Annotated in this window: 14 protein-coding genes; all 14 read right to left on the reverse strand. The window is 46.4% G+C overall.

The features are described from left to right. Positions 1 to 183 precede the first annotated feature (183 nt). The 14 genes from murA to ABEQ24_RS17895 all read right to left on the reverse strand — a co-directional run bounded on the left by murA (position 184) and on the right by ABEQ24_RS17895 (position 13855). Positions 184 to 1488 carry a UDP-N-acetylglucosamine 1-carboxyvinyltransferase gene (gene murA, locus ABEQ24_RS17830; protein ID WP_070875388.1) on the reverse strand — a complete coding sequence of 435 codons (1305 nt, stop codon included), beginning with the start codon at positions 1486 to 1488 and terminating at the stop codon, positions 184 to 186. A gap of 32 nt (positions 1489 to 1520) precedes the next feature. Next, positions 1521 to 2261 carry a YwmB family TATA-box binding protein gene (locus tag ABEQ24_RS17835; protein ID WP_430008054.1) on the reverse strand — a complete coding sequence of 247 codons (741 nt, stop codon included), beginning with the start codon at positions 2259 to 2261 and terminating at the stop codon, positions 1521 to 1523. Positions 2262 to 2599: 338 nt separating this feature from the next. After that, positions 2600 to 2830, reverse strand: coding sequence for a DUF1146 family protein (locus tag ABEQ24_RS17840; RefSeq protein ID WP_070875390.1), 231 nt, complete (start codon positions 2828 to 2830; stop codon positions 2600 to 2602). A 148-nt stretch (positions 2831 to 2978) separates the two neighbouring features. Beyond that, positions 2979 to 4469: an NADH-quinone oxidoreductase subunit NuoN gene (nuoN, locus tag ABEQ24_RS17845; RefSeq protein ID WP_430008055.1), complete on the reverse strand. Its 1491-nt coding sequence runs from the start codon at positions 4467 to 4469 to the stop codon at positions 2979 to 2981. Positions 4470 to 4475: 6 nt separating this feature from the next. Further along, positions 4476 to 5993: a complex I subunit 4 family protein gene (locus ABEQ24_RS17850; RefSeq protein WP_430008056.1), complete on the reverse strand. Its 1518-nt coding sequence runs from the start codon at positions 5991 to 5993 to the stop codon at positions 4476 to 4478. After that, complete coding sequence (nuoL, locus tag ABEQ24_RS17855; RefSeq protein WP_430008057.1) at positions 5990 to 7858, reverse strand: NADH-quinone oxidoreductase subunit L; 1869 nt, start codon at positions 7856 to 7858, stop codon at positions 5990 to 5992. Before nuoL ends, ABEQ24_RS17850 begins: the two co-directional genes overlap by 4 nt. Positions 7859 to 7888: 30 nt before the next feature. Continuing rightward, on the reverse strand, positions 7889 to 8203 hold the full coding sequence (nuoK, locus tag ABEQ24_RS17860) for an NADH-quinone oxidoreductase subunit NuoK (protein WP_070875394.1): 315 nt from the start codon (positions 8201 to 8203) through the stop codon (positions 7889 to 7891). Beyond that, the gene (locus ABEQ24_RS17865) at positions 8200 to 8718 is read right to left on the reverse strand and encodes an NADH-quinone oxidoreductase subunit J (protein WP_430008058.1); all 519 of its coding nucleotides are present in this window, start codon (positions 8716 to 8718) and stop codon (positions 8200 to 8202) included. The genes nuoK and ABEQ24_RS17865 overlap by 4 nt, the downstream gene beginning before the upstream one ends. Further along, entirely contained in the window at positions 8715 to 9134 is a 420-nt protein-coding gene (gene nuoI, locus ABEQ24_RS17870) for an NADH-quinone oxidoreductase subunit NuoI (protein ID WP_430008059.1), read from the reverse strand. Before nuoI ends, ABEQ24_RS17865 begins: the two co-directional genes overlap by 4 nt. A gap of 384 nt (positions 9135 to 9518) precedes the next feature. Next, on the reverse strand, positions 9519 to 10523 hold the full coding sequence (nuoH, locus tag ABEQ24_RS17875; RefSeq protein ID WP_430008060.1) for an NADH-quinone oxidoreductase subunit NuoH: 1005 nt from the start codon (positions 10521 to 10523) through the stop codon (positions 9519 to 9521). Then, on the reverse strand, positions 10523 to 11623 hold the full coding sequence (locus ABEQ24_RS17880) for an NADH-quinone oxidoreductase subunit D (RefSeq protein WP_430008061.1): 1101 nt from the start codon (positions 11621 to 11623) through the stop codon (positions 10523 to 10525). The genes nuoH and ABEQ24_RS17880 overlap by 1 nt, the downstream gene beginning before the upstream one ends. Before the next feature lie 3 nt (positions 11624 to 11626). Then, on the reverse strand, positions 11627 to 12979 hold the full coding sequence (locus ABEQ24_RS17885) for an NADH-quinone oxidoreductase subunit C (protein ID WP_430008062.1): 1353 nt from the start codon (positions 12977 to 12979) through the stop codon (positions 11627 to 11629). Next, complete coding sequence (locus ABEQ24_RS17890; protein WP_430008063.1) at positions 12969 to 13490, reverse strand: NuoB/complex I 20 kDa subunit family protein; 522 nt, start codon at positions 13488 to 13490, stop codon at positions 12969 to 12971. The genes ABEQ24_RS17885 and ABEQ24_RS17890 overlap by 11 nt, the downstream gene beginning before the upstream one ends. Continuing rightward, a complete protein-coding gene (locus tag ABEQ24_RS17895) occupies positions 13481 to 13855 on the reverse strand; it encodes an NADH-quinone oxidoreductase subunit A (RefSeq protein ID WP_430008064.1) in 375 nt (124 codons plus the stop codon). Before ABEQ24_RS17895 ends, ABEQ24_RS17890 begins: the two co-directional genes overlap by 10 nt. Positions 13856 to 13975: the final 120 nt, after the last annotated feature.

Consider the following 13975-nt stretch of genomic DNA (forward strand, 5'->3'; position numbering starts at 1 on the left):
TGCAAAAAACAGAATATCCAATGTATAAATCATAGTGGAAACAGCCACACTAATAAAGTATTTTTCTTTTACAAGAAAAGCGGAATCGGCTGTACAGCTTTGACATCTCTCGCCGGTGAGCAAAATCACCAAATAAAAAAAAGCTGGAATCCGAGGACTCCAACTTCTTAGAATGTACGTATTTTATGCGTTCATGTCGCTTACAGCCTGCTCGGATTTAACAGTGCTCTCTTCAGTGATGCGTTCGATGTCAGCACCAATTCCAGCAAGTTTGCCGTGGAAGTCAACGTATCCGCGGTCAACGTGCTTAAGCTCTGTTACACGAGTGTAGCCGTCTGCAACTAAACCTGCAAGAACAAGTGCTGCTCCAGCGCGCAAGTCTGTTGCTGCCACTTCTGCACCTTGCATATTAACTGGACCATTGATGATAACTGAACGGCCCTCAATTTTAATATCCCCATTCATGCGGCGGAATTCTTCCACGTGCATGAAGCGGTTTTCGAAAACAGTTTCCGTAATCATGGAAGTGCCTTCAGCTCTCAACAGCAATGCCATCATTTGAGATTGCATGTCTGTCGGGAAGCCTGGATGAGGCATTGTTTTAATGTCGATGGATTTCAGTTTTTCTGGTCCGATGACGCGAAGTCCGTCTTCTTCTTCAGAAATCTGAACGCCCATTTCTTCCATTTTTGCGATCAAAGAAGTTAAGTGTTCCGGCACAGCGCCGCGAACCAATACATTTCCGCCTGTAATAGCTGCTGCAACCATGAACGTTCCAGCTTCAATGCGGTCAGGAATGATATGATGTTTAACGCCTTTAAGTGTTTCTACACCTTCAATGCGAATTGTGCCTGTTCCGGCTCCGCGTACTTTGCCGCCCATTGCATTAATGTAATTGGCAAGGTCAACGATTTCCGGTTCTTTTGCTACGTTCTCTAAGATCGTCGTGCCTTCTGCAAGAGCCGCAGCCATGATGATATTTTCAGTTGCTCCAACGCTTGGGAAATCTAAATAGATTTTTGCCCCGCGAAGTCTTCCAGATACTTCAGCGTCGATAAATCCGTTCCCAACCTTAATGGTAGCTCCCATTGCTTCGAAGCCTTTTAAATGTTGATCAATTGGACGTGATCCAATCGCACAGCCGCCTGGCAATGCCACACGTGCACGGCCATTTCTGGCAAGTAATGGACCCATAACTAAAACAGAAGCACGCATTTTGCGTACATATTCGAAAGGAGCTTCCATATTTAGCTCTTTAGATGCATCTACAAACACTTGGTTATTTTCAAAGTGTACTTCTGCACCTAAATGGCGCAGCACTTCATTGATTGTATACACATCGGAGAGCGTAGGCACATCACAAATTATGCTTTTTTGTTCACTGGCTAATAAAGATGCAGCGATTACTGGTAAAACGGCATTTTTAGCACCTTCTACTTTAACAGTACCGTTTAACTTACGACCGCCGCGGACGATGATTTTTTCCAAGGTCTTCCCCTCCGCGTCCCAATTTCTATATATTAATATTCAGACGTTATGATTGGTGTTCCTACTGTAACGCTAGTATTACCGCCCAATCCTGCGCCTCTGAGCGCAATTTGAATATTCATGCTGCCTTCATCTGTTGGAATCAGCTGATCCCAATCTGACGTACGTGCGGATACTGAGATGAACGATTCTTCTTTAAGCTGTTCAACTGGCACCGCGTTAAATTGTTTAAGCAAACCATTAACTTTCAATTGCAAAACACTACTCATCTTATCATCAAGCTGTCCATTTACACAAGTGAAAATTGTAGGATTTTCATGAAAAATGTCGAAACTATGAGCTTGCGCATACTCAAATAGCTGCGTCCAATTTTTCCCTGAACCTTCCCCGCTGAGCTCATACAAGATATACGATTGTTTTTGTCCGTTTGTGTCGGTTGACTGAATTTGAATCTTTTCTGTAAATCCCGTCTTTTCATTAAATAAGATTCCAGATACTTTATGCAGCTTGCCATCCGCACGGTCATTCGACCACTTATAATGACGAAATTGAGTTTGTAAAAGTTTCGTTAATTCTTCAAAAGATTGATCCTCAGCGGAAATCATTTTTTTTGAATACATCGACCACTTTTTAACATCAATTCCCTGTGCTTCCATGCCTTCTACAATCGTTCCAATTTCAGCTTCTTTCTTGTCCGACCCAATAGCTTGGGCAACAACCGCACCTGTAAGAAATAATAAAAAGATAATAATTGCCAGACTGACTTTCTTCACCGTACCCCACATCCTCTCCTTAGTAACATTGTTACCGTTTGAGAAGGGCGTATACGTGGAAAAAGTCGTCATTGTTAGACAAGTTCATGCTGTCCTGTGGTAATCTGTAGGTCATATTCCCCTGTTCTTTATTAGTTAAACGTTCAAATAAGAAAAGCTTAAGCGCCAAGGCCCGCTCCGACAGACAGATAAGGTCCGGCAGAAAAGTCCGGTTTTGACTTTTATGGCGGAGCCGTTCTGGCCGAGGAGCTAGGCGCTGAAGCTGGACACAGATGCGCAAAACAATTTATTCCTCCATAAATAACAAAAGCGGTGCCTTTTGCTGACTGAAAAGTTCGTTAAAATAAAAAAGGCAGCTGGCGGGACCATATTAAATAATCAAGAAAAAAGTTGCTAACAGCGCCTGAGATGGCGATCGTCAGCAGGATCAGCAGCGCACGCGCTTGCATGACTTTTCCTTTTTTCATCGCTTTTTCAATATGCAGCGCCTGCAGTGCCCACCAAGTAACCGGAATGAATACAAGATGAGACAAAAGGCCAAGCAATGCTTGCTGATTAAAATCAAGCATAGGTTTAACAACTCCTATATGTAGCTATTCTTAAAGCAAGCATAGCACTTTTTACGAAAACAAAAAAAGAAGAGGCTTTTACACCTCTTCCATTATATAAAATTCTGCTCTCACTTTGATGGATTTTTTGTAAAGATTAGTGGCAAATTTATGAAATATTCAAGTTCAGAAAATCAAAGGCCGCACCCGGGAAGATTCCAAGCAGAACGGTTGCAATCATGCAGATGACCGTCACGATCAAAAGCGGCGCACTCCATTTAAACGGCTCCTCGGTTTCTTTTTTTCTGAAAAAGACCTGGGTGAGGATGCCGAAGTAATAAAAGTACGAGATGACGGTTGTCGCAATCATGATTGAAGCAAGAACGATCTGCGGCGTGCTGTTTGTGAATGCATTCATGAAAATCGTGATTTTCCCGATAAAGCCTGCCGTTCCTGGAAGACCGGCAAGAGATAAGATAAAGATAGAGATGGCGATTGCCGCGAGCGGAGAACGGTGATACAAACCGGCAAAGGCTGTGACATCCAGAGAGCCTGTTTTTCTGCCTACTGCCTGCACTATCGCAAAAGCGCCAAGATTCATGATGACGTACGATAATAAATAGAACCAGATGGCGTCAAAGTAAAAGTAGCCGCCGAATGATACAAAACCGACAAGCACATAGCCGGCATGTGCAATGGATGAATAAGCAAGCAGACGTTTGATGTTCTTCTGCCTTAAGGCGACCGTATTCCCTGCAATCATCGTGATTGCAGCCAAAATGGCGATAAAACCTTGATAGACAACTAGAATCGACTGCATGCCATCTTCATCTGGAATGTTGCCGAAGACAGACAAGCATAATCTAAGGATAATAATAAACCCGGCTGTTTTAGAAACAGCGCTCAGAAAAGCGGTAACAGGTGTAGGTGCTCCCTCGTACACATCCGGTGCCCACATGTGGAAAGGGACCGTTGCAATCTTAAAGGATAATCCGACAAAAACGAGCAGGAATGATAGTCCGGCAATATAGAGATAGCCTGACTCTGTTAAGGCATTCAGCTGCGGAATCATCTCTGTCAGACTTGTGGTTCCCGTCAGACCGTAAATATAGCTCATCCCAAAAAGCGTAATGGCTGTTGAGATCCCGCCATTAATCACATATTTCAGCGCTGATTCGTTTGATTTCAGATTTTTTTTGCGCAAGCCTGCGAGTATATAGGAAGAAATGGACAGCAGTTCAAGGCCGACAAATAAAGTGATTAAATCCCGGCTTGATGCCATCATCATGGCTCCAAGAAGCGCTGCGAGCAGCAGGTAATAGAATTCTCCCCGCTCCTTCAGGCCTTCGCGCGGTTCATAATCGATGGCCAGCAGGAAAATAAACGCTGCTCCCAGCAATAAAATAAATTTGAACGCTTTTGCAAAGGAATCCAGGACAAAAGTATCATAAAGGATCATTGTATCTTTAGCGCCAATCATAAAAACAAGACTTACTAATGCACCTGCAATGCCTGCAAAACCAATCCAGCCGAGCCACTTTCGGCTTTTTCCTTCTTTCATGAAAAGATCCATTACCGACAGCAGCAGCGCTGTTCCGAGAATGATGAACTCCGGTGTCATCACACTCCATTTATAGCTGAGCAAGGTTTCCATATCCATTGTTCATCACCCCCCTATCCCATTCATGATGGTTTCGATTGTCAGTTTAAGCGGAACGGAAAGTCCATTCGGATAGACGCCAATCAAAATAATGAAGAACATCAAAATTGTTACAGGTAAAATCTCGTACCACTTCATATCATAGTGAGTGTGCTCTGATTTTTTTTCGGCTCCAAAGGTAATTGAGAGGGCAGCCCTAAGCAGATAGGCAGCAGTCAAAATGATGCCGATTGTTCCAATTGCCCCAAGCTCCGGATGCTGATCGAAAACCCCCATGAATGCCGTCAATTCACTGATGAAGCCTGACATTCCCGGTAAACCAAGGGATGCCATTGCTCCTGCGAGCAGAAATCCCGCAGCGAGCGGCATGGCTTTCGCTAAGCCTGAAAGCTGATCCAGCTGTGTTGTTTGCGTTCGTTCCAGCAGCACTCCCACTAAGAAAAACAAGAGTGCAGATATCAGTCCGTGTGAAACTACCTGGAAAATCGCCCCCTGTATTCCCGCTTCGTTTAAAGCGCCAAGTCCGATGAGCACGATTCCCATATGCGAAATACTTGAGTAAGCAAGCACCATTCTCAACTCATTCTGAATGAGCGCCAAGAAGGCTCCGTACAGAAGATTCACAAGCCCAAGCACAATCAGGATCGTACTTAGCTTTGAAAACTCGTTCGGGAATAAGCCAAGTCCGAATTTAATTAAACCGAATGCTCCAATTTTTAAAAGAATGCCTGAATGCAGCATCACAATTGGCGGCGGCGCCTGAACATGCACGCGCAGCATCCACGTATGCAGCGGGAAAATCGGAAGCTTCACGCCAAATGCCACGATGAGGGCAATCAGCAATCCAAGCTTAAAATCGTTTGAGATCGGCCCGATCAGCTGAACGTCCGGTGTATTCAGCAATTGGCCAAGCAAATCGATATTTGTTGTCCCTGTTTTTGAAAAGAGCAGGATAATGACAATCAGCAGGATGGCTGACCCAAATCCGTTATAAAGCAAAAATTGATAGGCTGCTTTTTCGCGGGCCATAAATCCCCATTTTCCGATGAGGAAATACATCGGAATCAGCGTGATTTCAAAGAAGATGAAGAAAAGAATCAGATTCTGTGCCATGAAGACGCCGAGCATGCCGACTTCCAGAAGAAGCAGCAGCATAAAATAGCTTTTCCAGTTCTTCTTAATAGAAACAGAGGCCGCAGCCGCGAGAGCCGCAAGAATCGATGTGAGCAGCACCATAATCAGCGAAAAACCATCCAGTGCAAGCTCGTAATCTACTGTAAACACACCAGGCTGCATGTCGCTGTATTGGCCAAACGCCATCCATTTCTGTTTTTCGGCAAAGCGCGCAAGGTCGCTGCCGAGCTGATATTGCGCAAACATAATGCCTGATAAAAGGACAGCAGGCAGAGTCGCCAAGAAACCGACCAGTTTTAACGAGGTTTCCTGATCTTTTTTCATAAAAGCAAGAACGATGATGCCAAGGACAGGCGAGAAAACCAGGGCTGTAAGCAGAATGGATGTCATAAAAAGTTCCCCCCTGTCACCGCATATAGAACGAGTAAAATCGCAAGTCCGACAAAGGCCACGGTCCCATACATCTGCACCTGGCCGTTCTGCATTTTCGAACCGAAGGCGCCGGCTGAGCGGACAATGCCCGCCACACCTTTTACAGCTCCCTCAACCAGGAATTTTTCAAGGTATTTGCAAAAAACGCTGATTGTGTTCGTAAGCCAGATGACTGTCATTCCATAAAGGTCATCGATGTAATATTTATTTTTAAGCACCAAATGAATCATTGGCACCCGCGATCTTATTTTTTCAGCTGAAATGGATTGTTTGCTGTACATCATGTAAGCAAGCAAGATGCCAAGCAGTGAGACGGCGGTTGCTGCGAACATAATCCACTGCGGTCCTTCAATATGACCGTGGCCAAGCTGAGGCGCTCCTTCTGTCAGCCAATCACCAAGAAACGTGCCGAACCAAGGCGTGTTGCTGTAGCCTGAGAAAATGGCGAGAACGGCAAGGATACTCATTGGAATCAGCATATTGGACGGTGATTCTTTAACACTTGAAAGCTCTGTTTTCGGCCTCCCCGTGAAGACAAGGAAGAAGAGCCTGAACATATAAAAAGCAGTGAAAAAGGCGGCGATGAGCGCGAGCAGGAAAAGGGCAGGATTTCCATGTGTCCAGGCTGCGATCAGAATTTCATCTTTACTGAAAAAGCCCGAGAAGAGCGGGACTCCGCTTATGGCAAGCGTTCCAATCAGAAACAGCGGACCAGTGAATTTCAGTTTTTCCCACAATCCGCCCATCTCATCGATGTTTTGTGTATGAACAGCGTGAATCACACTGCCCGCCGCAAGAAACAGCAGAGCTTTAAAAAAAGCATGTGTCATTAAATGAAAAACACCCGCGGCATAGCCTGCGGAACCAAGTGCCAGCATCATGTAGCCAAGCTGACTGACAGTCGAATACGCAAGCACGCGTTTGATGTCTTTTTGCACAAGTCCGATGCTTGCAGCGAAAATAGCGGTGAACGCTCCGATTGTTGCTACCGCCAGGAGGGCCGTTTCACTGGCGGCAAATAGCGGATACATGAGAGCAACTAAATAAACACCGGCCGCAACCATTGTCGCCGCATGGATAAGGGCGGAGACAGGAGTCGGGCCTTCCATCGCATCCGGCAGCCAGGAATGAAGCGGAAATTGACCTGACTTTCCAATTGCCCCGATGAAGATCAAGAGGCTGATCAAGGTAATCATATCAAGAGGTACTTTGCCATCTGCCACACTCGCAAAGATCTGATCATATTCGAAGCTTCCGACCTGCCAAAAGAGGAGGAGCATCCCGATGAACAGACCGACATCCCCGATCCGGGTCATGATAAAGGCTTTTTTAGCAGCTGCCTTTGCTTCTTCTTTATAAAAATAGAAACCGATCAATAAGAAAGAACCGACTCCGACGAGTTCCCAGAAGATATAGAGCTGAAGCAGGTTTGTCGTCATGACAAGCCCGAGCATGCTGAAGGTAAATAAACCGAGATACGCATAAAAAACAGGAAAACGTACGTCTCCATGCATATACCCTTTTGAATAAATATGTACTGCTAAGCTTACAAGCGAAACGATCACCAGCATCAAGGCATTTAATTGATTGATTTCAAAGCCCGCTGTCAGTTCAAAATCGCCAATTGTGAGCCACGCGGTTTCCGCTTTATAGGTTGGCTGTGTAAACCGTTCGAATAATACAGCGAGCGAGCCCGCAAATGCGAGAAGCATTAGCACGCTTCCGACATACGCGCTTCCCTCCCTCAGGCGTTTGCCGAACAGAAGCAGCACGAGAAATGAGACAAGCGGGAACAGCGGGATCATCCAGGCATATGGCATCATTGTATTCCATCCCCTTCTTGTTTAGAGGTTTTAGTGCTTCATAGAATTGTAGTCATCAATATTGACGGATCTCCGGTTGCGGTACAGGGCAAACAGGATGGCAAGTCCAACGGCTGCCTCTGCTGCTGCGATCGTGATCGTAAAGAGTGAAAAAACCTGTCCGGTAATATCAGGAACAACCCCGTATTTACTGAAGGCAACCAAATTAATGTTGGCAGCATTCAGCATCAGCTCAATTGAAATAAGCACGATGACCGTATTTCGTTTCGTCAGCGCCCCGTATAAGCCGATGCAAAAAAGAATCAGTGCGAGAACAAGGAAAGCGGATAATGGAATCGAGCTCATTTTTTGTCCTCCTCATTCTCATCTTTTTTCGCCAGAATGATTGCTCCAACGAGTGCCACAAGCAAAAGAACCGATGTGAGCTCAAATGGAATGACATAATGCGAATAAAGGGAAATTCCGATTTGCTCTGTATTTTTCACATGCAGATTGGCAGTCGGCTCACCGAGCTGCAAATCATAGATTCCAAGATACATAACGAGCGCAAACGCAGCTATTCCAAGAAACGTTATGAGCTTTCTTCCGGTCCCCGCTGCGGGCTGCTCCTCGTCCTCATGACGTGTAAGCATAATGCCGAACAGCATGATGATCGTGATCGCGCCCGAGTAGATTAAGATTTGGACAGCTGCAACAAATTCGGCGGAAAGAAGAATATATAATCCGGCAATACTCACGAACGTAAACACCAGTGATACGACCATGTGAACCACTTTTGTCACATTCAGCATGAGAATGCCGCCCCCGATTGCCACCATGGCGAGCCCGATAAAGGCTACATACTCTCCGGTTATACTCACACCTTATTCTCCTCCCTGATGTTCTCATCATTTTCATCCAGCCACTCGAGATTCTTAAAAAGCTGATCGCGGCTGTACTCCGCAAGCTCAAAGTTATTCGTCATCACGATGGCTTCTGTCGGGCAAACCTCTGTGCAAAGATCGCATAAGATGCAAATTTCAAAGTTAATATCGTACGTATCAATGATTTTCCCTTTTTTCGCCGGATCCGGATGCTTCTTCCCTGTCAGCTCGATGCAATCCGTCGGACAGATATTCGCGCACTGATTGCAGACAATGCACTTTTCCGGATAAAACTTCTGAATGCCGCGGAACCTGTCAGGCAGCGCCAGAGCATCATTCGGGTAATCATATGTCACTTTTTTCTTCGTCAAGCTGTTCAGGGTATACGTTAAACCTTTTGCTAAGCCTCGCATGCTCTCACCCCTTTAATTTGTGAAGAATGTGCCGGTGTGCCGGCTTTTGGCCGGGCTGCGGCGGGTATTTTTCGCGTTTACTTGCCGATATTGGCCGAATACTTGCCGGAATGCCTCTTTTACTAGCGGGAATTCCGGTTTTACTTGCCGGATTGGCGGTTTTACTTTCTTTTTTCCAGCTGTCTCCTAAATCCACATGCAATCTAGGCACTTTTCTCGAAGACGGTTTTGGGTATTTAATCTTTGAACTTGGCCGACGCTGAAAATTTTGAAGTTTACTTTCCAATTCAGGTTAAATACTGTCCAGAATGCCTCTTTTACTAGCCAAAATCTTTCATTTACTTGCCGGATCGGCGGATTTACTTTCTTTTTTCCAGCTGCCTCCTATTTAAAGAAAATCTCCTTCACAATTGCCGTGATAAAAATGTTAGCGAGCGCCACCGGAAGCAGCACTTTCCAGCCGAATTCCATCAGCTGATCAGCGCGGATCCGCGGGAACGTGACCCGGAACCAGATGAGGATGAAGATGACCACACAGAATTTGAGGCCGAACCAGATTGCTCCCGGAATGAAATCGAGAAAGGCAACCGGATGCCATCCCCCTAAAAAGAGAACCGTTGTTAAGGATGCCATTGCGAAAAAGTACACGTATTCCGAAAGCATGAAGAATGCCCAGCGGAAGCCGGAGTACTCGACATGGTAACCGGCAACGAGCTCAGACTCTGCTTCTGGCAAGTCAAACGGTGTTCGGTTCAGCTCTGCCACCGAGGCAATCAGGAAAATGAGAAACCCGATCGGCTGGAGGAAGATAAACCAGACGTCCTCTTGAGCGTCTACAATCGTATTTAAGTTCAGGCTGCCTGATAACAGGACAACTCCGATAACTGACATAACCAGCGGGATTTCATAGGAAATCATTTGAGCTGCTGCCCGCATGCCGCCGAGCAGCGAGTATTTGTTATTTGAAGCCCAGCCTCCTGTAACAATGCCGATCGTTGTTAAGCCCGATATGGCAATGTAGAACAGCAGGCCGACACCGAGATCAGCAAACTGAAAGGCATCTGTAAATGGAATCGTCGATAAGACGATGAATGCCGGAGCAAACGCAATGACAGGAGCGAGAATAAACAGCGGTCTGTCAGCTAGCTTCGGAATCGTGTCTTCTTTTATCAGAAGCTTTAAAACGTCTGCCACTGTCTGCAGAAGACCCCATCTGCCCCCAACCTGGTTGGGGCCGATGCGCCCCTGCATGAATCCCATGACTTTGCGCTCTGCCAGGATGCCGTAGGTGACGAAGCCGAGGACAACGAACAGGAAGGCTGTTGCAAGCCCAAAGAAGATTGCAAAGTTGCCTATCCCCGGCGATGATTGAAGCAGGCCCTCCACCATCAGCCGTCCACCTCCCCAAGTACGATGTCGATGGCCCCGAGAATGGTAATGAGATTTGACATGTTCTCTCCTTCCAGAAGCTTTGGCAGGATCTGCAGATTGTAAAAGGATGGGCGTCTGAATTTCAGACGGTACGGCTCTTTTTTCCCTTCACTTGCAATATAGCAGCCGATTTCACCGCGCGGAGATTCAATTCGGACATACGCCTCTCCTTTAGGTGCTTTAATGATTTTCGGCACTTTTGCGATGATCGGTCCATCAGCCGGGAATTGTTCTACTGCCTGCTCTAAGATTTTCAAAGATTCCTCGATTTCTTCCATCCGGCATTCGTAGCGGGCAAAGGCATCACCCTTTGTCCTGACAGGAACGTCAAAATCAAACCGGTCGTAAATCGAATACGGTTCATCCTTCCGCAGGTCCCATTTCACGCCTGTGCAGCGCAGGTTTGCCCCGCTTAAGGAGTAAGCAAGCGCCTCTTCTTTCGTGTAAATGCCGACTCCTTTTACACGGTTTAAAAAGATTTCATTTCCTGATACGAGATCGTGATAGCCTTTCAGCTGCTCTCGCATATAAGGAATGAATTCTGCCACTTTATCAATCCAGCCCTCCGGCGCATCCCACTTCACGCCGCCGACCCGCATGTAATTGAAGGTCAGCCTCGCTCCTGAAAGCTCCGTCAGCAGATTAATAATCATTTCCCGCTCGCGGAAAGCATATAAAAATGGACTGACTGCCCCGATATCAAGCAAATAGGTGCCCCACCAGACAAGGTGGCTTGCGACTCGTCCAAGCTCCATCGCAATGACCCGCAAATACTCTCCCCGCTCCGGCACCTGAATGCCTGTCATCGTTTCCACAGCATGACAGATGACATAATTGTTCGTCATCGCAGACAGATAATCCATGCGGTCAGTATAAGGAATGATTTGTGTGTATTGCAGGTTTTCCGCAAGCTTTTCAGTGCCTCTATGTAAATAGCCGATAACCGGTGCAGCTTCTTTAATGATTTCTCCGTCAATCTTGATCACAAGCCGGAACACGCCATGTGTACTCGGGTGCTGCGGTCCGACATTCAGGAGCATTTCTTCTGTCCGTATCAAAAGCTACACCTCCACATCATAGGGTTCATAATCTTTGCGAAGAGGATGGCCGACCCAGTCATCCGGCATCATAATTCTCGTTAAATTCGGGTGTCCGGCAAAATGAATGCCAAGCAGATCAAATGCTTCTCGCTCAGGCCAGTCCGCGCCTTTCCAAAGCGGTTCGAGGGAATCAATTTCAGGCTTGTCGCGGTCAAGCTTTACTTTCAGGACGACTGTATGGCGATGAACATAGGAAAAAAGATAAACGTACATTTCCATATGCGTTTGAAAATCGGTGCCATGCAGTTCAGAAACGTAATCAAATGCCAATTCTTCATGGTCTTTAAGAAGCTTGGCAATGGTAAAATAGGTTTCTCTTTTTGCAACAAGTGTCGGGGCATCTTTAGACAGCCTATTAATATAGGATTCTTCCAATACATCTTTACCGAGCTGCTCCCCGATCACGTTTACATACTTATTTAAAATGGGCTCATTAGGTGAAGGTTCTTCTTGTTGAGGCTGCTCGTCTGGAGTAAGTTTTTTTGCTTTTGCTGCGGCAGCGGCTTTTGCCTTTGCAGCTGCGATGGCCTTTGCTTTCTCTTTAGCCAATTCATCATCGGAAAGATTTTCACGGGAAGCCTTTGCTTTAGCTGCTGCGGCTGCTTTTGCTTTTGCCGCCGCGACTGCTTTTTGTTTCGCTAGCGCGGGGTCCTCTGCTGATTCGCTTCCGGCTCCTTCTGCTTGCTTGACTTTCTGTTTCGCGAGTGCAGCGGCTTTTGCTTTTGCTGCCGCGACTGCTTTTTGTTTCGCTAGCGCGAGGTCCTCTGCTGATTCGCTTCCGGCTCCTTCTGCTTGCTTGGCTTTCTGTTTTGCGAGTGCAGCTGCTTTTGCTTTTGCCGCCGCGACTGCTTTTTGTTTCGCTAGCGCGAGGTCATCTGCTGATTCGCTTCCGGCTCCTTCTGCTTGCTTGGCTTTCTGTTTTGCGAGTGCAGCGGCTTTTGCTTTTGCGGCTGCGACTGCTTTTTGTTTCGCAAGCGCGAGGTCCTCTGCTGATTCGCTTCCGGCTCCCTCTGCTTGCTTGGCTTTCTGTTTTGCGAGTGCAGCGGCTTTTGCTTTTGCGGCAGCTGCTGCTTTTTGCTTTGCAAGACTTGCATCATCTATTGTTTCATTCGCTTTAGCTTCCTGTGCTTTTTGTTTCGCCAATGCCGCTGCCTTTGCCTTTGCTGCAGCTGCCGCCTTTTGTTTCGCAAGATCGCTGCTGTCTGCTGGTGTTTCTTTGTTTGCCTGCTTTTCAGCGAGTTTTTTCAGAGCAGCTTCCTTCGCTTTTTGAGCGGCTTCCCGCTTTAGCTGCTGGAGGTCTTTCTCATCGCTCATGGATTATTTCACTCCCTGTTTTCGCCTCATAACGGATTTTTTCTTTCAGTTTATTAATTCCGTAGATAAGAGCGGCAGGATTAGGAGGACAGCCCGGAATGTATACATCAACCGGCACGATCTGGTCGACTCCTTTTACAACGGCGTAAGATTTAATATAGGGACCTCCGGCCGTTGCGCAAGAACCCATGGCAATCACCCATTTAGGTTCAGGCATTTGATCATAGAGACGCTTTAGGACCGGAGCCATTTTTTTCGTCACCGTTCCAGAGACAATCATGACATCGGACTGGCGCGGTGATGTCCGGAAAAAGGAGCCGAAGCGGTCGAGATCATAGTGGGACGAGCCAACACCCATCATTTCGATTGCACAGCAGGCAAGCCCGAACGTAAGCGGCCAGAGAGAGTTGCTTCTCGCCCACCCCTTCAGCTCTTCAAGCGTTGTTAAAAAGACGCTGCGCTTCAGTTCTTCCATTTCATCGTGTGGAATATTCGTTATATTTAAATCCATTTCAGCACCTTCTTCTTCCATGCGTAGACTAGCCCGATCACGAGCATGATGACAAAAATGAGCATCTCAATGAGGGCAAACACGCCTAACTTCTCATATGCGACTGCCCATGGATATAAAAACACCGTTTCTACGTCAAAAATAACAAACATGAGGCCAAACATATAATAGCGGACATTAAACTGCACGCGTGAATCATGATATGGATCAATTCCGCTTTCGTATGTGGTTGCTTTCGCCTCGCTCGGTGCGCTGGGCCTCAAGATCCGGCCGATTCCAAGCGCAACAACAGGAAGCAAAATGCCAAGGAGCAGGAAAACGACAACGATTAAGTAATTATTCAAATATACGTTTAGTGATTCCATCCATTTCCCCCGTTACGTTTAAAAATAGTAGAACTTTCAAAATATTATAAATGTAACCGTTAACATTATACCATCGTTCCATAAATAGTGTCGATAATCAGAAATGCTGAACCGACTGTT

Origin of the sequence: Metabacillus idriensis (genome assembly GCF_050483325.1) — a bacterium.
GTDB classification, from domain to species: Bacteria; Bacillota; Bacilli; order Bacillales; family Bacillaceae; genus Bacillus_P; species Bacillus_P idriensis_A.

Bases quoted from the DNA above. Each gene is read 5' to 3' on its own strand.
- ABEQ24_RS17840 (WP_070875390.1), bottom strand. From the start codon at position 2,830: ATGCTTGATTTTAATCAGCAAGCATTGCTTGGCCTTTTGTCTCATCTT.
- nuoN (WP_430008055.1), bottom strand. From the start codon at position 4,469: ATGGATATGGAAACCTTGCTCAGCTATAAATGGAGTGTGATGACACCG.
- ABEQ24_RS17850 (WP_430008056.1), bottom strand. From the start codon at position 5,993: ATGACATCCATTCTGCTTACAGCCCTGGTTTTCTCGCCTGTCCTTGGC.
- nuoL (WP_430008057.1), bottom strand. From the start codon at position 7,858: ATGATGCCATATGCCTGGATGATCCCGCTGTTCCCGCTTGTCTCATTT.
- nuoK (WP_070875394.1), bottom strand. From the start codon at position 8,203: ATGAGCTCGATTCCATTATCCGCTTTCCTTGTTCTCGCACTGATTCTT.
- nuoI (WP_430008059.1), bottom strand. From the start codon at position 9,134: ATGCGAGGCTTAGCAAAAGGTTTAACGTATACCCTGAACAGCTTGACG.
- nuoH (WP_430008060.1), bottom strand. From the start codon at position 10,523: ATGGTGGAGGGCCTGCTTCAATCATCGCCGGGGATAGGCAACTTTGCA.
- ABEQ24_RS17885 (WP_430008062.1), bottom strand. From the start codon at position 12,979: ATGAGCGATGAGAAAGACCTCCAGCAGCTAAAGCGGGAAGCCGCTCAA.
- ABEQ24_RS17890 (WP_430008063.1), bottom strand. From the start codon at position 13,490: ATGGATTTAAATATAACGAATATTCCACACGATGAAATGGAAGAACTG.
- ABEQ24_RS17895 (WP_430008064.1), bottom strand. From the start codon at position 13,855: ATGGAATCACTAAACGTATATTTGAATAATTACTTAATCGTTGTCGTT.